Raw genomic sequence first — 21764 nt, 5'->3', positions numbered from 1 at the left:
AAAAAGCTGGGATCAGCGGAAACGCAGGACCTTGAGCGCCTTCAGGCTGGTGCTCATGAACGCCGCGTACTTCTCGTCGTCCATGCCGAAGGACGGGGCCATCGGAATGAGCCGCTGGTGGGCGACGGTCTGCGCCTCGGTGTACTTGAGGATGCCCTCGGAGCCGTGCCGGCGGCCGAGGCCGGAGTCCTTCATGCCGCCCATCGGCGCCTGGACGCTGCCGTACGCGGGGGCGTATCCCTCGTTGATGTTGACCGTGCCGGTGCGCAGCCGGGCGGCGACCGCGTGGCCGCGCTTGGCGTCCTTCGTCCAGACGCTCGAATTGAGGCCGTACGGCGTGGCGTTGGCCTGCTCGACGACGTCGTCCTCGTCGGTGAACCGGTAGACGGAGACGACCGGGCCGAAGGTCTCCTCGGTGCACACCGCCATCGGCGCCTCGACGCCGTCCAGGATGGTCGGTTCGAAGAAGAGCGGGCCGATGTCGGGGCGGGCGACGCCGCCGGCGACGAGCGTGGCGCCCTTGGCGACGGCCTCCTCGACGTGACGCCTGACGTTCTCCAGCTGGCGCTCGCCGGCCAGCGAGCCCATGTCGGCGCCGTACGCGAGGGACGTGCCGAGGCGCATCGCCTTCGTACGGGCGGCGAACCGGGCGACGAAGTCGTCGGCGACCGACTCGTGCACGTACAGCCGCTCGATGGAGATGCACAGCTGCCCGGCGGAGGAGAAGCACGCGCGGACGGCGCCCGCGGCGGCCTTCTCGACATCGGCGTCCGCCAGGACCAGCATGGCGTTCTTGCCGCCGAGTTCCAAGGACACGCCGATGAGGCGGGCGGCGGCGCCCTGGGCGACCTCGCGGCCGGTGCGGGTCGAGCCGGTGAAGGAGACGTAGTCGGCGTGCTTGACGATCTCGGGGCCGACGACCGGGCCGTCACCGAGGACGACCTGGAAGACCTCGGCGGGCAGTCCGGCCTCGACGAGCAGGTCGCGGGCCCACAGGGCGGTCAGCGCGGTCTCGGTGTCGGGCTTCATCACGACGGCGTTGCCGGCCACGAAGGCGGGCAGCGCGTCGCCGATCGACAGCTCGAGGGGGTAGTTCCAGGGAGCGATCTGGCCGACGACGCCGCGCGGCTGGCGCAGCTCGGTGACCTTGGTCAGAGTCGGGATCGCGCCGGTGCGCCGCTTGGGCCTGAGGTACGAGGCGGCCCTGCGGCCGTAGTGACGGGCGGCCGTGGCGACGGCCTGTATCTCCTCGTGCGCGTGCAGGCGGGCCTTGCCGGTCTCCAGCTGGATGAGGTCGAGCACCTCGGCCTGGCGCTCCAGCACGAGGTCGTGGAAGCGGAGCAGGACCGCGGCGCGCCGGCGCACGGGCACGGCCGCCCAGACGGGTTGCGCGGCGCGCGCCCGCTCGAAGGCGGTGGCGACGTCCTCAGGGGTCGACTCGGGCAGGTCGGCCAGCTTCTCCCCGGTGAAAGGCGTGTGGTTCGCGGTGCGGCCCGAGCCGACCACGTCACGCGTGAGCTGGGCGACCACCTCGGGGGTGACCACGTCGGCCGCGGTGCGCGCGCCCGCTGGGGCGGCGGCGGTGGGGTTCGTACCGAGGGCGGCTGCGGGGGCCTGCGAGTCCGTCATGAAGGGGAGAGTAAGCCTCCGGCGAGCCTTTTGGTACCCGTCGGTAACGCCTTTTCACGGGCCCCTCACCACCGTGCCAGTGTTCACTGGCAAATAAGCCCTGATCAGGGGCTTGTGCCGGCCTTCCGACCCTCGGCACGCGGCGTCTCAGTCGCGGGCGAACGAGTCGAGGGCGGTGTCGAAGTGCCGCTTGGCGTCGTCCTGGAGGCGGACCGGCGCCGACACCCACACGTCGTACATCAGACCGCCCTCCTCCCAGCACAGGTCGTAGGTGTGCCGGTCCTCGTCGCCGGGCTCGAAACCGTCGCTGACGAACTCCCACAGCGCGGCGGCCAGCCCGTTGTGCGTGGTGCGGGTGACCTTGCCGGCGCGGTAGCCGGCGTGCGCGTCCGGGCCCCTCTCGTGCGCGCGCCGCATCACGCCGAGCGGGCCGCCGGGCACGGGCGTCTGCTGGCGCACACCGATCCTGATGCTCTTGTCCGGCGACAGGTACGCGACCCGGCTGTCGTCGGCCGACCGGTCGTAGCCCTCCGGGACGGCGACCGTGAAGCCCGCCGGGTCGCTCACCCTGCGGTAGCCGGGCGGGGGCGTGCGGGCCGCGCCGGCCGTGCCGCTCGGGGCCGGACCCCCGTCGCCGGGGCGCGTCGACACGGTCGAGGTGACCGTACGGGTGGGCGCGGCGTCCGTACGCCCGCCGCCCCGGTTGCCGCCCTCCCCGTCGCCGCCGCGCAGGAACAGGGTCGCCGTCGCCGCGCCGGCCCCCGCCATCACGGCGACCAGCACGCTCGCGACGAGCGCGCCCCGGACGCCGCCGAGCCGCAGCCGCATCACCCTGGGCACCAGCGGTACGTGCGACTGCGTGGCCGGGCACGGGGGCACGGTCTCGGGGGCGATCCCGGTCGCGAGGAAGGCCAGCAGCAGACGCTCCGCCTCGGCCGCGCCGAGTCTGCGCTGCGGATCGCGCTCCAGCAGGCGGCGTACGACGGGGAGCAGCGGGCCCGCGGCGGCGGGCGGCACGATCGGGTCGTGCATGACGGCGCACAGCACGCCGCCCAGGGAGTCGCGGTGGAAAGGGGACTCGCCGCTCACCGCCGTGCACAGCAGCACGCCGAGCGACCACAAGTCGGAGGCCGGGCCCGCCGCGCGGCCCTCCATCCGCTCGGGCGCGGTGTACTCGGGCGAGCCGACGAAGGATCCGGCGTCGGTGATGGTCGTACCGCCGTCGAGCCGGGCGATCCCGAAGTCGGTGAGGACGACCCGGCCGGTGCCCGCCTCCAGCAGCACGTTGTCGGGCTTGAGGTCGCGGTGCAGTACGCCCCGCTCGTGGGCGTTGCGCAGCGCGCCGACCAGCGCGAGACCGATCCGGGCGGCCTCGCGGACGTCGACCGGTCCCGAGGAGGCGATCCGGTCCGCCAGCGAATCACCGTCGATCAGCTCCATGATGATGTACGAGAGCCCGGCGTCGGAGTCCTCGACGATGTCGTGCACGACGATCACGTGCGGGTGGACCAGCTGGGCCACGGTCCTGGCCTCGCGCAGCGCGCGCTCGCGCCGCAACTGCGCGTCGGCCGTGGGAAGGCCCGGCTCGTCGCCGCCGAAGTGCAGCTCCTTGACGGCGACCTGCCGTCCGAGCAGCTCGTCGGTCGCCTGCCAGACGGTGCCCATGCCGCCGCGCCCCAGCCGGTCGCCGAGGCGGTACCGCCCGGCGATGAGGCGATTGCCGCCCCCTGTCGCGCCGGTCATCGCGTGTGAGTGGTCCACGTCATCTGTCCTGCCCCGCGTCTAGGAGGCCCAAGGGCCTGGTCAGCCGCCTGTCACCCGGTAGGCCGCCGTGGCCTGTTCGTAGATCTCGGTGATCTTGTCGCGCTGGGCTTCCGGTCCGATCACCTGGACGACGTGGTACCGGTCGCCGACGATCATCGCGAGGTTGCGTACGTACACGTCCCGACCGCTGCTGTCCTGCCAGGTGAACTGACCCTCCGCCATGGCCTGCTGTCCCACGTCGATGCGGCGCAGGCCGTTCTGGGTGGACCAGGAGGAGTCCCTGACGGCCTGGAGTTCGCGTTCCTTCTTGAGCTGGTAGTCCATCGGGTCGCCGCCGTACTCCTCGACCGTGTCGCGGCCGGGCACGACGAGCAGCTCGAAGCCGCTGCCCCGGTAGCGGACCTGGCCGGCGTCGTTGATCGGCCGCCGCTCCCAGTCCTTGTCGACGGCGATCCGGAAGCCCTCGGGGTCCTTGCGCAGCGTGTAGCCCTCGGCGACGTCGGTGGCCGGTCCGGAGGTCTGCGGCTGCTGGGAGCCGGGCGTCCTCTCCGGGTCCGGCCGCTCGCTCGCGGGCCCGGCGGAGGGGCCGGGCGTGGTGGGCGCGCCGGTGCTCCGTCCGGCGCCCGCCCGCACGGGGTCACCGGCCCGGCTGCCGTCCTGGCCGCCCTCCTCCTCGCCGGCCTTCGGCATGAAGACCATCGCGTAGACGAGCGCGGCGGTCAGGCCGAGGAGGATGAGGAGCAGGAGCGTACGCCCGAGCGAACGCGGGCCGCCGCGCTGCTTCTTCTGGATCCGCGGCTCCTTGATCCGCGGCTCCCTGGGAGGCCGCGGCTCGCGCGGCTCCCGGTGCTCCACCTTGCCCCGGACCTTGGCCTTCTTGTGCCGGTGGCGGCCATGCACGTCGGACGACGCCCCCCGGCGTCTGCGGACGAGCTCACCGCGGCGGCGCACGATGGGCAGACGCGCGGCGTCGGCGGACGGCAGCGGCACGACGTCCGCCCCGGCCTCCGGCTCGGGCGCGGACCGCACCAGCGAGCGCAGCCAGCCGCGCAGCTCCTCGAAGTCGGGCCGCTCGGTCGGGTCCTGACGCAGCAGCGACTCGACGACCGGCCGCAGCGGGCCGCATTCCTCGGCGAAGGCGGGCGGCTCGGCGCAGACGAGCTGCACCAGCTCTATGGCGCTCTCCTCCGGGTACGGGGCGTGGCCCTGCACGGTGCGGAAGAGCAGCGCGCCGAGGGCCCAGAGGTCGGTGGAGGGGCCGATGGGCGGAGCGAGCTGCCAGTTCCCGTGGACGGACCCGGCCTGCTCGGGCGCCCACCGCTCGGTGACGGCGCCGACGAGGGCGATCCGCGCCTGCCGGGCGCGTTCGGCGGCGAGCGGGGTGGCGGGTCCCCGGTACACGGGCGGCTGCCCGCCGGTGTCGCCCCGGCCGTCGTCGTGCCCGCCCGCCACGACCTCGTCCCAGCTCCGGGCCGGGGGCCGGGGCTGCGCGGCCTGCGGCGGCTGCTGCGGTCCGCGGCGCAAACCGTCGGCCCGCATCCCGTCGCCCGCCGGGGAGCGGGGCACCGCGCCGTGCCAGGAGTCGTCGTGGTCGCCGGTGGCGGCGGGGGCACGGCCGCCGGTGGTGGCCGCCGGGGCCGCGCCCGCCGGCCGGCCGGGGTCGGGCCGCCGGGCGGCGGCGCCGGGCGCGCCGGGGCGCGGGCCGTCCTGCCGGGTCCCGGCGAGCTCCGGCCACTGGGGGCGCTCGGCGGGCTCGGGGCCGGGGTCGAGGTCGACGTACGGGCTGATCGCGCGCGGGCCGCCGGCCGGCGGACGCTGGGCCGGGACCGCGTTCGCCGCGCCGGGGCGCTGCTCCTCGTTGACCCGGGCCGCTGCCCGGGCTCCCGCGCGGTACGCCGCGATGGCTCCGGCGCGGGCCGCGCGCACTTCGGCGGCGGGGCTGCCGCCGCCCGCGGGCAGCGGGGCGCGGGCGGCGGGAGCGGGGGCGCCGCCGTAGCCTGCGGGCGCGTCGTACTCCGGCGCCGGGCCGCCCCAGCCGCCGCTCTCCCCGTCCTCGTCATCGGCCGGATCCGCCGGCACGGGGACGGGGGCGTATCCGCAGAGCGCCTCCTCCGCCGCGCCGGCCGCGAGGCCGGTCAGGACGATGCGGCCGTCGTCGCAGACGAGCACGGTGCGGACGGTGATGTTGCGGTGGGTCCAGCCGTGCGCGTGCAGCACCCGCAGGGCGGTCAGCACATCGGCGGCGATCTCCGCCGCCCGGTAGGGGTTGAGCGGCTTCTCCGCGAGCAGCGCCGCGAGCGGCCGCGCGGCCACGAGTTCACTCACTATCCACAGCGAGCCGCCCTCGGCGAAGACGTCGAAGACCTGGTCGAGCCGGGGGTGGTCGGGGATCTGCGCGGCGGCCTGCGCCGCCTCGACGGCCCGGCGCACGGCGGGATCGGCCGGCCGCCGGGTCGCATGCCCGGCGGCGCGCCGCTGCGCGGCCCCGCCGCCCTCGCCGTCCAGGAACTCCGCTTCCACGACTTCCGGTAACGGGATCTGACGGACCAGCACCTCCTGGCCGCTGTAGGTGTCGAACGCCCTGGTCTCCACCAGTTCGTACGCATCGGAAGGCGGCAACGGAAGGCGGTAGCGGTCGGCAAGCACCCGACCCGCGTAGTCATCCACGACGCCTCCCCAGAGCGCGCTGTACCTCCGACCCGGTGACCGCACCAAGTCGTCAATTCCGGTCGCGTACGGTCAGTCCACGAGCTCTCACGATACGTGGCCGACCCCTGCCGCGCCGCCGGGTCTCGGCAACCCGGCGGATGTGAACGTCAGTCCCTCGGCTTGAACGTGTCGTGCGCGGCCTTCCGCAGCGTCCGGCACTCCTCGCCGTTCCACTCACTCGCCTTGCAGCTCACCATGATCGAGTAACCGTGCGTGGCGTCGACCTTGAAGCCCCGGTTCAGGACGTGTACCCGCATTCCGCCCTGATCGCGCTCGAACTCCCAGTCGGCGGTGGTGGGGTAGCCGTTGTAGTCGACGGGCCGGATCCCCAGGTGCTTGTAGTTGCTGCTCGTGGCGGCGACTCCGGCCTGGGCCGCCGCCCAGGCGGCGCGGGCGTCGTCCCGGGGGCTGGCGTTGAAGTCGATCTGGACGCGCGGGAAGGCGCCCGGCCGCGCGTTGTAGATGCCGCCGGAGTTCACGCCCGCTATGTCGGTGCGCTTGAACCCCTTCGGCATCGCCATCGTGAAGCGGAACCGATCGTCGCTGACCTTCGCGTATCCCTTGGGCAGGGCACCGTCCTTCGGCGGGACGTCCGTCCCGGAGTCGTCGGCCGAGTCGTCGTCTGCGTCGCCCTTGCCGGTGTCGTCCTTGCCGGCGTCGTCACCCGTGGCGTCGCCCCGGCCCTGACCGGCGTCCTGGCTCGGGCTCTTCCCGCCGTCCGGCTCCTTGCCTTGGCCGGCGCCGCCCTTGGCGTCGCCGCCCTTGGCGTCGCCGCCGGCGGTCGTACCGCTCGAAGCGGACGTGCCGTCCGGGGACTTGCCCTGGGCGCCCTCGTCACCGATACCGGACAGCGCGACGGCGAGCACGGTGCCGATCACCGCCAGCGCGGCGACCACCGCCACTATCACCAGCGTGCGACGCGGGACGACATCGGTGAGCGACGCCCGCGCCGGCGGCGTCGGGCCGCCCGCGGGCCGCCCCGCCTGCGAGGTCTGCTTCTGCTTGGCGGTCTGGGCGGCCGCCGCGTTGCGTACGGACTTCAGCGCGCCCCGGACCCGGTCGCCGGGGGCCGCGGTCTCGTCCGCCTTCGCGTCGCGCCCGGCCGGGCGCACCTCGCTGAGCACGTCGTCCGGAACGGGCGGCAGCGGCACGACCCGCGTCGCCTCCAGCGACGGCCGGGCCCCGTCCGGCTTCTCGGGCAGGTGGATCACGTCGTTGAGGAGGGCTCGCGCGCCCGCCTCGTCGAGCCGCTGGTCAGGGTCCTTGGCCAGCAGGCCGTAAATGACCTCTTCCAGCGGGCCCGCGTTCTTGGGCGGGTCGAGCGGCTCGGTCATCACGGCCGTGAGGGTCGCGATCGCGGAACCCTTGTCGTACGGCGGGGTGCCCTCCACCGAGGCGTAGAGCAGACCGCCCAGCGACCACAGGTCGGCGGCCGGGCCCGGCTTGTGACCACGGGCCCGTTCCGGCGAGATGTACGACGGCGCGCCCACCAGCATGCCGGTCGACGTGATCGACGGGTCGCCCTCGACCTGCGCGATGCCGAAGTCGGTGAGGACGACCCGGCCGTCCTCGGAGATCAGGACGTTGGACGGCTTCACGTCGCGGTGCAGGATGCCCTGGCGGTGCGCGGCACGCAGTACGTCGAGGATCGCGAGGCCCACTTCGGCGGCCCGCCGCGGCGTCAGCAGCCCGTCCTGGCGCACCACATCGGCGAGCGACTTGCCCTCGATGAGCTCCATGACGATCCACGGCCGGTCGTCCTCGTCGACCACGTCGTAGACGGTCACGGCGCCGTTGTTGCGGATGCGGGCGATCGCCTTGGCCTCACGCAGCGTGCGCGTGATGAGCCGGCGCTTCTCCTCTTCGTCGATGCTTGTGGGGAAGCGCAGTTCCTTCACCGCGACCGTGCGGCCCAGCGTCTCGTCGACCGCGCGCCAGACCGTACCCATGCCGCCCCGGCCGAGTACCTCTCCGAGCCGGTACCGCCCGGCGAGAAGACGTCCCTCGGTGTCCTTGGACTGCTCCGCCTCCGACATGCGTCCCCTCTGCGATCCCTGATCTTCGCCCGCGATGGCTGCGTTCCAGGGTGATGCGACAACCCGCCCTGGCAGAGCCTTCATTGTCCCTCACCGCGCGACCGATCGTGGTCCCGGGTCGCCGGGCCCTCTCCACCGGGCGAACAAAAGGGACCACGCGCAGGTCACAGCAGTATCAGGCCGGTTCCACCGAACCTCCCCGCCGCCTTGCCGAGTTCACCGCATCACGGCCAGTCACTGGATCGGCGCGATGTCGGGCGCCCCCAGACGCGCGGCGTCGGCCGTCAGATCGTCCGGCTGGCGCTGCGACTCCCGTTCCGCCTCCACCCGCTTCTCGTAGTGCTCGACCTCCTTCTCGATCTGCTCCTGGTCCCAGCCGAGTACCGGCGCCATCAGCTCGGCGCACTCCCTCGCACTGCGTGTACCCCGGTCGAACGTTTCGATGGAGACGCGCGTCCGCCGGGTCAGTACGTCGTCCAGGTGGCGCGCCCCTTCGTGCGAGGCGGCGTACACGATCTCCGCCCGCAGGTAGTCGTCCGCCCCGCCCACCGGCACGCCGAGCCCGGGGTCACGGGCGATCAGCTCCAGCAGCTCCTCGGCCAGCGAGCCGTACCGGTTCAACAGGTGCTCCACGCGCACGACGTGAAGACCCGTCCGCGCCGCGATGCGCGCCCGCGCGTTCCACAGCGCCCGGTAGCCCTCGGCCCCGGCCAGCGGCACGTCCTCCGTCACGCAGTCGGCGACGCGCTGGTCGAGCGCGTGCACCGCCTCGTCGACGGCGTCCTTGGCCATCACGCGGTACGTCGTGTACTTGCCGCCCGCGACCACGACGAGCCCCGGCACCGGGTGCGCCACCGTGTGCTCGCGCGAGAGCTTGCTCGTGGCGTCCGACTCCCCGGCCAGCAGCGGCCGCAGGCCGGCGTACACGCCCTGCACGTCGTCGCGCGTCAGCGGCACCGCCAGCACCGAGTTGACGTGCTCCAGCAGGTAGTCGATGTCCGCGCTGGACGCCGCCGGGTGGGCCTTGTCGAGGTCCCAGTCGGTGTCGGTCGTGCCGACGATCCAGTGCCGCCCCCAGGGGATGACGAACAGCACCGACTTCTCGGTCCGCAGGATCAGCCCGGTCGACGAGTGGATGCGGTCCTTCGGCACCACCAGGTGGATGCCCTTCGACGCCCGTACGTGGAACTGGCCGCGCTCGCCGATCAGCGCCTGGGTGTCGTCCGTCCACACCCCGGTGGCGTTGACGACCTGCTTGGCCCTGACCTCGTACTCTCCACCCCCCTCCAGATCCCGCACCCGGGCCCCGACGACCCGCTCGCCCTCGCGCAGGAATCCCACGACGCGGGCCCGGTTGGCGACCTGCGCGCCGTACTGCGAGGCCGTGCGCACCAGCGTCGTCACGAAGCGCGCGTCGTCCATCTGGGCGTCGTAGTACTGCAGGGCGCCCACCAGGGCGTCCTTCTTCAGTGCGGGCGCGACGCGCAGGGCGCGCTTGCGCGAGAGGTGACGGTGCATCGGCAGGCCGCGCCCGTGCCCGGAGGACACGGACATCGCGTCGTACAGCGCGACGCCCGACCCGGCGTACCACCGCTCCCAGCCCTTGTGCTGGAGCGGGTAGAGGAACGGCACGGGCTTCACCAGGTGCGGTGCGAGGCGCTCCAGCAGCAGTCCGCGTTCCTTCAGCGCCTCCCGTACGAGCGCGAAGTCGAGCATCTCGAGATAGCGCAGGCCGCCGTGGATGAGTTTGCTCGACCGGCTCGACGTGCCGGAGGCCCAGTCCCGTGCCTCGACGAGCCCGGTCGAGAGCCCGCGCGTGACGGCGTCGAGTGCCGTCCCGGCGCCGACCACGCCCGCGCCCACGACGAGCACGTCCAGTTCACGCTCGGCCATCGCCGCGAGCGCCTCGGCACGCTCGGCGGGTCCCAGTGTCGCTGTCCTCACTGCTGCCTCCCGTAGTGGTCGGGGTGGCCGGGATCACATCCCCGCCTCCTCGATTCTGTCTGGGCCGCCCGTCTCCGGCCACCGCCTGTGGACAACACTCCCGCGCCCCGGCCTCACACAATGCCGCATAACGGTCATATTTACGCTTAGTCTGAAATTGCGCTCGCCCGAACTGTCCACAGGGTTTGCGCGTTGCCTCCCCTCCGGCTATTGGGAAGGACGGCCCACCGCCATGCCCGCAGATCTCGCCGTCATCGGACTCGGCCACCTCGGCCTGCCCCTCGCCCAGGCCGCGGTCGCCTCCGGCATCGACACCATCGGCTACGACACCGACCCCGGACGCCTCACGGACCTCGCCGCCGGGCGCGCTCCGGTCGACGGCTCCCTCACCGCCGCCGACCTGCGCCGCATGCTGGCCGGGGGCTTCCGCACCGTCGAAGCCCCGGCCGAACTGGGCCGGGTCCGTACCGCCGTCATCTGTGCCCCCACCCCGCTCGGCGCCGACCGTACGCTCGACCTGAGCCACATCGGCGACGCCGCCAGGATCCTGGCGGCGCGACTGCGCCCGCACACCACCGTGCTGCTCGAATCGGCCGCATACCCCGGCACCACGGAAGAATTCCTGCGCCCCATCCTCGAAGAGGGCTCCGGGCTCCGCGCGGGCCGGGACTTCCACCTCGCCTACTCCCCCAGTCGGGTGGATCCGGGCAGCCGGCAGCACCGTCACGCCAACACGCCGCAGGTCATCGGCGGCCTCACCCCCGCCTGCACCGAATCGGCCGCCGCCTTCTACGGGCGCCTCACCGACAAGGTGGTCCGCGCGCGGGGACCGCGCGAGGCCGAGACCGTCGGCGTACTGGAGACGAACTACCGGCACGTCAACATCGCGCTCGCCAACGAGATGGCCGTGCTGTGCCACGACCTCGGCGTCGACCTGTGGGACGTCATCCGCTGCGCCGAGACCAAGCCGTTCGGCTTCCAGGCGTTCCGCCCGGGGCCGGGCGTCGGCGGCCACGGCGTCCCCGTCGACCCCACCTACATCCCGCACAGCGGCGGCACTCCGGGGCATCCCCTGCGCATGGTCGGGCTCGCGCAGGAGATCAACGACCGCATGCCGCAGTACGTCATCCAGCGCTGCGCCACGCTCCTCAACGAGCACGGCAAGTCCGCGCGCGGCGCCCGCGTGCTGCTGCTCGGCGTCACCTACAAGCCGGACCTGGCCGACCAGCAGAACTCCCCCGCCCAGGAGATCGCCACCCGCCTGATGGACCTCGGCGCGCAGGTCGGTTACCACGATCCGCACGTCCCCGACTGGCGTGTCCGCGATGTCCCGGTCCCCCGCGTCGACTCCCTCTACGAGGCGGCCGCCAACGCGGATCTGACGGTGCTGCTGCAGAACCACCGCACGTACGACCTCCAGGCCCTCGCGGTGAAGGCGCAGCTCCTCCTCGACACGCGCGGCGCGTCCCCGACGGGGGCGACCCACCGGCTCTGAAGCCGTGCGATGCGCGGAACTCGAAGGTGCGGTGTCGTACGGCACTGCTAGCGTTCGGCGTCACTTGTCGCACGTTCGTGCGCATCCACGGTGCACCACATCCCTTGGGGGGGATTCTCACCATGAGCCAGTCCGTACCGCCGCCGGCGTCCGGCAACCCGTTCGCCGACCACGCCCACCCGCAGGCCCCGGCCCCCGCGCCGGCGCGCGACAACGTCGTCCTCGGCGTCGCGGCGGCCTTCGCCGCCGCGCTCGTCACCGGCGGGATCTACGGCGGCATCATCGGCGCGACCGAATACCAGATCGGCTTCGCGGCCGTCGCCGTCGGCTACCTCACCGGCCTGGCGGCCGGCAAGGCCGGCGGCGCCAACCCCGCCCTGCCGGTGGTGAGCGCGATCCTCTCGCTGGGCGCGGTCTACCTGGGCCAGTTGCTCGGCTTCGCGATCGCCCTCGGCGAGGCGCTCCACCTCGGCGTGGCGGAGATCTTCTTCCAGAACTTCCAGGACCTGACGTCCGTGTGGAAGGAGGAGGCGGGCCCGATGACCTTCCTCTTCCTCGCCATAGGCGCGTACGCCGCCTTCTCGGCCGCCAAGAAGTCCGCCTGACGCCGCCGAGCGCGCGAAGGGGCCCGGACTACGGCGTCACACCGTGGTCCGGGCCCCTTCGCGTACGCGCGCGAACGCGTCAGCGCTTGTGCTCGGCCGGGGAGACCGTGACCTCGACGCGCTGGAACTCCTTGAGCTCGCTGTAGCCCGTCGTGGCCATCGAGCGGCGCAGCGCGCCGAACAGGTTCATCGAACCGTCCGGGGTGTGCGACGGGCCGAGGAGGATCTCCTCGGTCGTGCCGACCGCGCCCAGGTCCATGCGCTTTCCGCGCGGCACGTCCTCGTGGACGGCCTCCATGCCCCAGTGGTGGCCGCGCCCGGGCGCGTCCGTCGCGCGGGCCAGCGGGGAGCCCATCATCACGGCGTCCGCGCCGCAGGCGATGGCCTTCGGCAGGTCGCCGGACCAGCCCACGCCGCCGTCCGCGATGACGTGCACGTACCGGCCGCCGGACTCGTCCATGTAGTCGCGGCGGGCCGCGGCCACGTCGGCGACGGCGGTGGCCATCGGGACCTGGATGCCCAGCACGTTGCGGGTGGTGTGCGCGGCGCCGCCGCCGAAGCCGACGAGGACACCGGCCGCGCCCGTACGCATCAGGTGGAGCGCGGCGGTGTACGTCGCGCAGCCGCCCACGATCACCGGGACGTCGAGCTCGTAGATGAACTGCTTGAGGTTCAGCGGCTCGGCGGCGCCCGACACGTGCTCGGCGGAGACCGTGGTCCCGCGGATCACGAAGATGTCGACACCGGCGTCCACGACGGCCTTGGAGAACTCGGCCGTACGCTGCGGCGACAGGGCGGCGGCGGTGACGACACCCGAGTCGCGCACCTCCTTGATGCGCTGCCCGATCAGGTCCGCCTGGATGGGGGCGGCGTAGATCTCCTGGAGGCGGCGGGTCGCGGTCTCGTCGTCGAGCTCGGCGATCTCCTGGAGCAGCGGCTCGGGGTTCTCGTACCGCGTCCACAGACCTTCGAGGTTCAGTACGCCCAGACCGCCCAGCTCACCGATGCGGATGGCGGTCTGCGGCGAGACGACGGAATCCATCGGAGCGGCCAGGAACGGCAGCTCGAAACGATAGGCGTCGATCTGCCAGGCGATCGAGACCTCCTTCGGGTCCCGGGTGCGCCGGCTCGGCACGATGGCGATGTCGTCGAACGCGTACGCCCTGCGGCCGCGCTTGCCGCGCCCGATCTCGATCTCAGTCACGTGTGTGGCCTTTCCCTCTTGGTATGCCGCTCCAGTATCCCCGACACACACGACAGGGGCGGCCCCGGGAAATCCGGGGCCGCCCCTCAGCGTGTACGTGCGAGATTACTTCCTGCTGTAGTTCGGCGCCTCGACCGTCATCTGGATGTCGTGCGGGTGGCTCTCCTTGAGGCCCGCCGAGGTGATCCGTACGAACCGGCCGTTCTGCTGAAGCTCCGGAATCGTCCGGCCGCCGACATAGAACATCGACTGACGCAGGCCGCCCGCGAGCTGGTGCACGACGGCGGACAGCGGACCCCGGTAGGGCACCTGGCCCTCGATGCCCTCGGGCACGAGCTTGTCGTCGGCGCCGACGCCCTCCTGGAAGTAGCGGTCCTTGGAGTACGACTTGGCCTGGCCGCGGGACTGCATGGCGCCGAGCGAGCCCATGCCGCGGTACGACTTGAACTGCTTGCCGTTGATGAAGAGCAGCTCGCCCGGCGACTCCTCGCAGCCCGCGAGGAGCGAGCCGAGCATCACCGTGTCGGCGCCCGCGACGATGGCCTTCGCGATGTCGCCGGAGTACTGGAGGCCGCCGTCGCCGATGACCGGCACGCCGGCCGCCTTCGCGGCGAGCGAGGCCTCGTAGATGGCGGTGACCTGCGGTACGCCGATACCGGCGACGACGCGGGTCGTACAGATGGAGCCGGGGCCGACACCGACCTTGATGCCGTCGCAGCCCGCGTCGATGAGCGCCTGGGCGCCGTCGCGGGTGGCGACGTTGCCGCCGATGACGTCGACCGTGGAGTTCGACTTGATCTTGGCGACCATGTCGCCGACGAGCCGCGAGTGACCGTGCGCGGTGTCGACGACGATGAAGTCGACGCCCGCCTCGATGAGTGCCTGGGCACGCTCGTACGCGTCACCGGCGACACCCACGGCCGCGCCGACGAGCAGCCGGCCCTCGGCGTCCTTGGCGGCGTTCGGGTACTTCTCGGCCTTGACGAAGTCCTTGACCGTGATGAGGCCCTTGAGGATGCCGGCGTCGTCGACCAGCGGAAGCTTCTCGATCTTGTGGCGGCGCAGCAGCTGGACCGCGTCCACGCGGGAGATGCCGACCTTGCCCGTGACGAGCGGCATCGGCGTCATGATCTCGCGGACCTGGCGGGAGCGGTCCGTCTCGAAGGCCATGTCCCGGTTGGTGACGATGCCGAGCAGCTTGCCCGCCGGGTCGGTCACCGGCACGCCGCTGATGCGGAACTTGGCGCAGAGCTCGTCGGCCTCGCCGAGCGTGGTGTCGGGGCGCACGGTGATCGGGTCGGTCACCATGCCGGACTCGGAGCGCTTGACGAGGTCGACCTGATTGGCCTGGTCGGCGATCGAGAGGTTGCGGTGCAGCACGCCGACGCCGCCCTGACGGGCCATGGCGATGGCCATGCGCGACTCGGTGACCTTGTCCATCGCGGCGGAGAGCAGCGGGACGTTCACCCGTACGTTCCTCGAGATGTACGAAGAGGTGTCGATCTGGTCGGGGGCCATGTCCGACGCGCCGGGCAGCAGCAGCACGTCGTCGTAGGTCAGCCCGAGCATCGCGAACTTCTCGGGCACTCCGTCGACGTTGGCAGTCATGCCTGACACCTTCCCAAATGGTCTTGCTCGGCGCGGATGTCCATGCTAACGGGATCGTGCGGTGTCTCATTCCACGAGCAAGATCACCTGTCGAATTCGTGCGTTCCTACGGAAGCGGGGGCGGACCCGGGGGTCCGGCTACTGTCCGGCGAGGGCGCGCAGGCGGCTGAGCGCGCGGTGCTGCGCGACCCGCACGGCGCCGGGCGACATGCCCAGCATCTGGCCGGTCTCCTCCGCGGTCAGCCCGACCGCGACCCGCAGCACCAGCAGCTCGCGCTGCGCCTGCGGAAGATTGGCCAGAAGTTTCTTCGCCCACTCGGCGTCGCTGCTCAGCAGCGCCCGCTCCTCGGGGCCCAGGGAGTCGTCGGGCCGCTCCGGCATCTCGTCGGACGGCACCGCGGTCGATCCGGGGTGCCGCATCGCGGCGCGCTGGAGGTCTGCGACCTTGTGGGCGGCGATGGCGAAGACGAAGGCTTCGAACGGCCTGCCGGTGTCCTTGTAGCGGGGCAGCGCCATCAGCACCGCGACGCAGACCTCCTGCGCCAGGTCCTCCACGAAGTGGCGGGCATCACCGGGCAGCCGGCTCAGCCGGGTGCGGCAGTACCGCAGCGCAAGCGGGTGGACGCGTGCCAGCAGGTCGTGCGTCGCCTGCTCGTCACCCTCGACCGCCCGGCGGACGAGTGCACCGATCACCGTCGTCTCGTCGTCGCGCATCGGTCCATGGTGCCTTGGCGCCGAGGCATCCGCGGCACCGCGACCGTAGTTGTGCACCGAAGCGTTATGAGCAGGTACGCCGGAACTCATCTCCTGAGCCCTCCCCTCCCGCTCGACCGAATCGTCCCCGAGGAACTCCACCCCTCAAGGATGCGGCATCGGCGGCGGAAAGGGGCACGGGCGTCCGCCGCCCCGCCCGCCGGAGGGCGGACGGGGAACGAGACACCCGCGCGGGAGCGCACCGGCCGGTCCTATCGGACCAGGCCCCAGCGGAAGCCGAGCGCGACCGCGTGCGCCCGGTCCGAGGCGCCGAGCTTCTTGAAGAGCCGCCGGGCGTGCGTCTTGACCGTGTCCTCCGAGAGGAACAGCTCACGGCCGATCTCCGCGTTCGAGCGCCCGTGGCTCATGCCTTCGAGCACCTGGATCTCACGCGCCGTGAGCGTCGGGGCCGCCCCCATCTCCGCGGACCGCAGCCGGCGCGGGGCGAGCCGCCAGGTCGGGTCGGCGAGCGCCTGGGTGACGGTCGCCCGCAGCTCGGCGCGCGAGGCGTCCTTGTGCAGGTAGCCGCGGGCGCCGGCGGCGACCGCGAGCGCGACGCCGTCCAGGTCCTCGGCCACCGTGAGCATGATGATCCGGGCGCCCGGGTCCGCGGAGAGCAGCCGGCGCACGGTCTCGACGCCGCCCAGGCCGGGCATGCGTACGTCCATCAGAATCAGGTCCGAGCGGTCGGCGCCCCAGCGGCGGAGGACTTCCTCGCCGTTGGCCGCTGTCGTCACGCGCTCGACGCCGGGCACGGTCGCGACCGCGCGGCGGAGCGCCTCTCGGGCGAGCGGGGAGTCGTCGCAGACGAGGACCGAGGTCATGACTGTCCTCCGCGACTCTCACAGCTGCTGCGCGTCACCTTGAGCCTCCAGGCTGGTACATATTTCGTCACCTGTGCGATTGACGCTCTCGGACACTTGCCCGATCGCTTGTGCTTTCAACCGCCTCGCACTCTCAACGACGGTCACTCGAAAGAGTTACGGGTCGGACGGGCGCCATCGGCACTCTACGTGAGGGCCCGGTCGCACAGAAGCGCATCGAGGGTCGCCATGCCCCCTAAGTAAAGCTATGCCCCATTTAGCGGCTTTTCTTCCGTTTTGCTGGTGTCTGTGGCTAGATTCGCAATGAGTCATATTTACATCTACTTCCACAAGTAGACGCCAACCCACGGTCCAGACGCTCTCGGTGCATCGACGCAAGGGGACAAGCAATGGCAGATTTCTCCCGCCTTCCCGGACCCAACGCCGACCTGTGGGACTGGCAGCTGCTCGCGGCGTGCCGCGGAGTGGACAGCTCGCTCTTCTTCCATCCGGAGGGAGAGCGGGGCGCGGCGCGAAGTGCGCGTGAGAACTCGGCCAAGGAGGTCTGCATGAGGTGCCCGGTGCGCGCCGAGTGCGCGGCCCACGCGCTGGCCGTGCGTGAGCCCTACGGCGTGTGGGGCGGCCTGACCGAGGACGAGCGCGAGGAGCTGATGGGCCGGGCGCGCACCCGCCTCATCGCGGCGTCGTCGGGGCCCGCCGGCACCCCGGACCCCTGATCTCCGAAGGAACGTTTCTGCATCGGCCCCGCGTTTCGGCCCCACGTTTCGGCCCCGCGTTTTGCATCCGCCCCGCCCGGCACGGGGCAACCGCTCTCAGCGCGCCGCGGCCAGCGCCAGCTGGTCCAGCGTGGCCGCGACCGCCGGCACCTGGGCCAGGTCGGGGAGCGTGAGCGCCACGATCTCGCGCCGTACGGCGGGCTCCACCGCCACGGTGCGCGCGCCCTTGGGGCGTACCGACTCCATCGCCAGCTCGGGCAGTACCGCCACCCCCATCCCGGCGCCGACCAGGCCGATCACGGCCGGATAGTCGTCGGTCGCGAAATCGATGCGGGGCGTGAAGCCCGCGCTCTCGCATACTTCGACCAACTGCCGGCGGCAGCGCGGACAGCCCGCGATCCACGGTTCGTCGGCCAGTTCCCCGATGCCGACCCGGCCGGCGTCCGCGAGCCGGTGCCCCTCCGGGACCAGGCCGACGAGGCGGTCGGTCAGCAGCGGGCGTACGACCAGGTCGTCCCAGTCCTCGGCGGTCCCGCCGGGCCCGTACCGGAAGGCGAGCGCCACGTCGCAGTCGCCCTCGCGCAGCATCTCGACCGAGCGCGGGGGCTCCGCGTCGACCAGGGACACGCGGGTGCCGGGGTGGGCCGCGCGCAGGGCGGCCAGCGCGGTGGGTACGAGGGTCGAGCTGCCGCTGGGGAACGACACCAGGCGGACCCGTCCGGCGCGCAGGCCCGCGATGGCGGCGACCTCCTCCTCGGCGGCGGTCAGCCCGGCCAGGATGCCGGCGGCGTGCCGGACGAGGACCTCGCCCGCCTGGGTGAGGCGCATCTCGCGGCCCGTACGGATGAGGAGAGGGGTCCCCGCGGAGTGTTCGAGGGCCTTCATCTGCTGGCTGACGGCGGGCTGGGTGCAGCCGAGTTCGCGCGCGGCCGCGGAGAAGGAGCCGGTGGCGGCCACGGCGCGCAGGACACGGAGATGACGGGCTTCGATCACCCTTCGAGCATAAGTGACGCTTGGATGTGACGCGGATTAATCGTGGGCGGCTTTTAGCCGATGGCGGTTAGCGTGCGGCCATGCAGCTTCTGAGCGTCAATCTGGGCCGCGCCGAGGCCTTCGACTACACCGATTCCCCCGATGGCACGACCGGCATCCACAAACGGCCGGCCGGCGGACCCGTACGGGTGGAGGCGCCCGGACCCAAGGGGGTCGGCGGGAGCGGTCTGGTGGGCGACGTGGTGTGCGACCGGCGCCACCACGGCGGGAACGACCAGGCCGTGTACGCCTTCGCCCGTGAGGACCTCGACGGCTGGGAGCGCGAACTCGGACGCACGCTGGCCAACGGGGCGTTCGGGGAGAACCTCACCACCCTCGGGCTCGACGTGAACGGCGCGCTCATCGGTGAACGCTGGCGCGTCGGGGCCGACCTGGTCCTGGAGGTCACCTGCGGCCGCATTCCGTGCCGTACGTTCGCGAGCGCCCTCGGCGAGAAGGGCTGGGTCGGACGCTTCACGCGGCGGGCCGCGCCCGGGGCGTACCTGCGGGTGATCGAGCCCGGTGAGATACGGGCGGGCGACGCCGTGGAGATCGTGCACCGGCCGGACCACGACATCACGGTGAGCATGCAGTTCAGGTCGGAGACGACGGAGCGCGAGCTGCTGCCGCGCACCCTCGCGGCCGGCGACGCGCTGCACCCCGAGGCCCTGGCGGCGGCGCGCAAGTACGTCACCCGACAGTCATCGGCCGCGAAACCTGGCGGGCGGCCGGGATCCGCAGGGCACTAACGTGCCCCGCATGACGACTGCACTGATTACGGGAGCGACCGCGGGCATCGGCGCCGCCTTCGCGCGGCGCCTCGCCACGGACGGGCACAACCTGGTTCTGGTGGCCCGCGACACCGAGCGGCTCCAGGAGCAGGCAACAGAACTGCACGACCTGCACGGCATCGAAGCGGAGGTGCTGACCGCCGACCTGTCGACGGAGGCCGGCATCGCATCGGTCGAGGCGCGGCTGGCGGACCGCCGGCATCCGGTGGACCTGCTGGTCAACAACGCCGGGTTCGGCAACAAGGGACGCTTCCTCGAGGTGTCCATGGCCGACGAGCTGACCATGCTGAAGGTGCACTGCGAGGCGGTCCTGCGGCTGACGGCCGCGGCCGCCTCGGGAATGAAGGACCGCGGACGCGGCGGCGTCGTCAACGTCGCGTCGGTCGCGGCCTTCGTGCCGCGCGGGACGTACGGGGCCTCGAAGGCGTGGGTCGTGCAGTTCACCCAGGGCGCGGCGCGGGATCTCGCGGGGAGCGGGGTGCGGCTGATGGCGCTGTGCCCGGGCTTCGTGCGCACGGAGTTCCACGAGCGGGCCGGGATGGGGACGGACAACATCCCCGGGTGGATGTGGCTGGACGCGGACAAGCTGGTGGCCGCGGCGATGGGCGATCTGGCCCGCGGGAAGACGGTCTCGGTGCCGGACCCGCGGTACAAGGCGCTGATGGGCGCGGTGAAGCTGGCGCCGCGCGGCCTGCTGGGGGGCATCACTTCCAGGACGGGGCGCAAGTACGGGCCTCAGTAGTCCCGGCAGTCCAGGCAGTCCAGGCGCAGCGCCGTCGTCGAGCCGTCCCCCCAGGTCACCTGGACGGTGAGGCCGGTGATCCGGACGGCGGCGAGGGCGTCGACGGGCGCCGGGCCGGGTTCGGCGGTGAGGGAGGCCAGGGCGACGAAGAGCGAGTCCCCCGCCGTGGTGCGGCCGTCGAGGGCGGCGGTACGGGTGCGGGGCGCGGCCAGGGTCGAGCCGGTGGGCGACTCGTCGGCGCCGGTGTAGCCGTGCACCGCGTGGAGCTGTGCGGTCGGGCGGGCGTGGGCCGGGAGCTGTGCGGTCCGGCGGGCGTGGGCTGGGTGGAGTGGTCCCAGTGCTTCCTCTTCGGTGGCCCAGCCCGTCTGACGTACGGGAGTGCCCTCGGGCGCGCCGGTGACGAGGTGTGCGCGGACTTCGGCGCGGCCGTGGGCGGCGGTGGCGGACACGACGCGGACCCCTGGCGCGGGGGTGTGCGCGGAGGCGGCCCAGCGGGGGCCGTTGCCCAGGGGTTCGGCAGGGCCGCGCCGGGTCCAGGCACCGTCGATGTGCAGCGCGAAGTGGTTGTCGGCGCTGTCGTGGGTGGGGCCGGTGCGGGTCGAGTAGGCGAAGCGGGCGTAACCGGGGTCGTCCTCCGGGCCGGCGTGGTTGCTGCCGTGGTTGTGGAGGCGTACGAGACCGTCGGCCGCCGTGGACTGGATCAGCAGGTTCGGCGGGCCGAGGGTGGTCACCGCGTCGCCGGTCTCGACGGGCAGCGGCTCTTCGGGGTCCGTCCAGACCGGGTGGTCCGCGGGGAGCAGCAGCCCGAGGAAGCCCTTGGCGGCCCAATAGGGGGAGGCCGGGCCCGAGTAGGGCTGGACGACCGGTGCGTACGGGCCGTGCCAGCCCGGCGTCAGCAGCCCCCGGTCGTCGACCGCGCCCCGGTCGAGGAAGTACCGCAGGGTGCCCGAGGCCAGGCGGCGGGTGGCGCCGGGGGTGAGCGGGGTGTGGCCGGTGAGCGCGCCGAGCCAGGGCGCGGCCGCGGCGGCGAAACGGTAGGTGAGGGAGCGGCCGTACGGCATGGGGGCGCCGTTCGCGTCGAACATCCGGGTGTGGGCTTCCAGTTGGGCGCGCAGCCGGGGGCCGTAGCGGTCGAGGAGCCGGCGGTCCGAGGCGAGGTGGGCGTGCAGGACGGGATAGAAGTGCAGGGCCCAGGCGTTGTAGTGGTCGAAGGCGCGGTGCGGGCCGTCGCTGTACCAGCCTTCGCCGAGGTGCCATTCCTCGATCCGGGCGAGGGAGCGGTCGACGGTGGCGCGGGCGCGGTCGGTCTCGACGCCGATGTCCTGGAGGAATCCGGCGACGGTGAGCCCGAAGAGCCACCAGTTGTTGTCGACCGGGGACGGGCCGAGGGCCGGCAGCAGCCAGTCCACGGCGCGGGCACGGGTGCGCTCGTCGAGGGCGTCCCAGAGCCAGGGGCGGGTGAGGCGCAGGGCGAGGGCGACGGAGGCGGACTCGACGACGGCCTGGCGCACGTCGGACATCAGCGGCCAGGACTCGGGCGCTTCTGCCGACAACCCGCTGTCGGACACCGGGCGTTCGGTGCCTGCGGCGAGACCTTCGGCGTAGCGGGCGAGATGGCCCAGGGGATCGTGGCCGCCCGCGCCCGCGACGCGGAAGGCGGCGAGCAGGAACGTACGGGCGTAGCCTTCGAGGCCGTCGGAGCGCGGGCCGGAGCAACTGGGGCGGAAGCCGGGCAGGTTGATCAGCGCGTGGCGGGGGGACGCGCAGGGGCGCACGGCCAGCAGGAGCCGGTCCGCCGTCGCCGCCCAGTCGTCGCGGTGTCCGAACGGCATGATGCTCCCCTGAAGGCTGTCCTGCTCCGTCGCCGGAATCTAGGACCCGGACTGATCGAACGTCAATGCATTGCGGTTGA

The 21764-nt window shown here is 72.6% G+C and carries 16 protein-coding genes; 5 read left to right on the top strand and 11 right to left on the bottom strand.

Going from position 1 to position 21764, the window contains the following annotated elements:
- Positions 1 to 12: 12 nt before the first annotated feature.
- The 5 genes from AC07FK_RS13545 to AC07FK_RS13525 form a co-directional block, all read right to left on the bottom strand.
- Positions 13 to 1629 (bottom strand): succinic semialdehyde dehydrogenase, encoded by a 1617-nt coding sequence (locus tag AC07FK_RS13545; RefSeq protein ID WP_479105036.1) that lies wholly within the window; start codon positions 1627 to 1629, stop codon positions 13 to 15.
- Between the two features lie 147 nt (positions 1630 to 1776).
- A complete protein-coding gene (locus AC07FK_RS13540) occupies positions 1777 to 3372 on the bottom strand; it encodes a serine/threonine-protein kinase (RefSeq protein WP_479105452.1) in 1596 nt (531 codons plus the stop codon).
- A 60-nt stretch (positions 3373 to 3432) separates the two neighbouring features.
- Complete coding sequence (locus AC07FK_RS13535) at positions 3433 to 6060, bottom strand: protein kinase (RefSeq protein WP_479105035.1); 2628 nt, start codon at positions 6058 to 6060, stop codon at positions 3433 to 3435.
- 149 nt (positions 6061 to 6209) lie between these two features.
- The gene (locus tag AC07FK_RS13530; protein ID WP_479105034.1) at positions 6210 to 8138 is read right to left on the bottom strand and encodes a serine/threonine-protein kinase; all 1929 of its coding nucleotides are present in this window, start codon (positions 8136 to 8138) and stop codon (positions 6210 to 6212) included.
- A 234-nt stretch (positions 8139 to 8372) separates the two neighbouring features.
- Positions 8373 to 10082 carry a glycerol-3-phosphate dehydrogenase/oxidase gene (locus tag AC07FK_RS13525; RefSeq protein WP_479105033.1) on the bottom strand — a complete coding sequence of 570 codons (1710 nt, stop codon included), beginning with the start codon at positions 10080 to 10082 and terminating at the stop codon, positions 8373 to 8375.
- A gap of 232 nt (positions 10083 to 10314) precedes the next feature.
- On the opposite strand from AC07FK_RS13525, the gene AC07FK_RS13520 reads away from it, so the two are divergent.
- Both AC07FK_RS13520 and AC07FK_RS13515 read left to right on the top strand, forming a co-directional pair.
- A complete protein-coding gene (locus tag AC07FK_RS13520; RefSeq protein ID WP_479105032.1) occupies positions 10315 to 11577 on the top strand; it encodes a nucleotide sugar dehydrogenase in 1263 nt (420 codons plus the stop codon).
- Between the two features lie 122 nt (positions 11578 to 11699).
- Complete coding sequence (locus tag AC07FK_RS13515) at positions 11700 to 12182, top strand: hypothetical protein (RefSeq protein WP_479105031.1); 483 nt, start codon at positions 11700 to 11702, stop codon at positions 12180 to 12182.
- Positions 12183 to 12261: 79 nt separating this feature from the next.
- Here AC07FK_RS13515 and AC07FK_RS13510 read toward each other — a convergent pair whose 3' ends face one another.
- From AC07FK_RS13510 to AC07FK_RS13495, 4 genes are all read right to left on the bottom strand, one after another.
- Positions 12262 to 13386: a GuaB3 family IMP dehydrogenase-related protein gene (locus AC07FK_RS13510; protein ID WP_479105030.1), complete on the bottom strand. Its 1125-nt coding sequence runs from the start codon at positions 13384 to 13386 to the stop codon at positions 12262 to 12264.
- Positions 13387 to 13491: 105 nt separating this feature from the next.
- Complete coding sequence (gene guaB, locus AC07FK_RS13505) at positions 13492 to 14994, bottom strand: IMP dehydrogenase (RefSeq protein ID WP_479105029.1); 1503 nt, start codon at positions 14992 to 14994, stop codon at positions 13492 to 13494.
- A gap of 138 nt (positions 14995 to 15132) precedes the next feature.
- On the bottom strand, positions 15133 to 15708 hold the full coding sequence (locus AC07FK_RS13500) for a sigma-70 family RNA polymerase sigma factor (protein ID WP_028812321.1): 576 nt from the start codon (positions 15706 to 15708) through the stop codon (positions 15133 to 15135).
- 251 nt (positions 15709 to 15959) lie between these two features.
- On the bottom strand, positions 15960 to 16571 hold the full coding sequence (locus AC07FK_RS13495) for a response regulator transcription factor (RefSeq protein ID WP_003948568.1): 612 nt from the start codon (positions 16569 to 16571) through the stop codon (positions 15960 to 15962).
- 389 nt (positions 16572 to 16960) lie between these two features.
- On the opposite strand from AC07FK_RS13495, the gene AC07FK_RS13490 reads away from it, so the two are divergent.
- On the top strand, positions 16961 to 17287 hold the full coding sequence (locus AC07FK_RS13490) for a WhiB family transcriptional regulator (protein WP_138896198.1): 327 nt from the start codon (positions 16961 to 16963) through the stop codon (positions 17285 to 17287).
- Between the two features lie 96 nt (positions 17288 to 17383).
- Here AC07FK_RS13490 and AC07FK_RS13485 read toward each other — a convergent pair whose 3' ends face one another.
- A complete protein-coding gene (locus AC07FK_RS13485; RefSeq protein ID WP_479105028.1) occupies positions 17384 to 18280 on the bottom strand; it encodes a LysR family transcriptional regulator in 897 nt (298 codons plus the stop codon).
- Between the two features lie 80 nt (positions 18281 to 18360).
- On the opposite strand from AC07FK_RS13485, the gene AC07FK_RS13480 reads away from it, so the two are divergent.
- Positions 18361 to 19068 (top strand): MOSC domain-containing protein, encoded by a 708-nt coding sequence (locus AC07FK_RS13480; protein ID WP_479105027.1) that lies wholly within the window; start codon positions 18361 to 18363, stop codon positions 19066 to 19068.
- A 10-nt stretch (positions 19069 to 19078) separates the two neighbouring features.
- On the top strand, positions 19079 to 19852 hold the full coding sequence (locus AC07FK_RS13475) for an SDR family NAD(P)-dependent oxidoreductase (protein ID WP_479105026.1): 774 nt from the start codon (positions 19079 to 19081) through the stop codon (positions 19850 to 19852).
- Here the strand turns inward: AC07FK_RS13475 and AC07FK_RS13470 are convergent.
- Entirely contained in the window at positions 19846 to 21684 is a 1839-nt protein-coding gene (locus tag AC07FK_RS13470) for a DUF2264 domain-containing protein (RefSeq protein ID WP_479105025.1), read from the bottom strand. The genes AC07FK_RS13475 and AC07FK_RS13470 overlap by 7 nt on opposite strands.
- Positions 21685 to 21764 lie beyond the last annotated feature (80 nt).

The sequence above is a fragment of the Streptomyces sp. NPDC046122 genome, from assembly GCF_056429965.1.
Note: the sequence above shows the minus strand (reverse complement) of the source record. Positions and strands in the feature narration are given on the sequence as shown.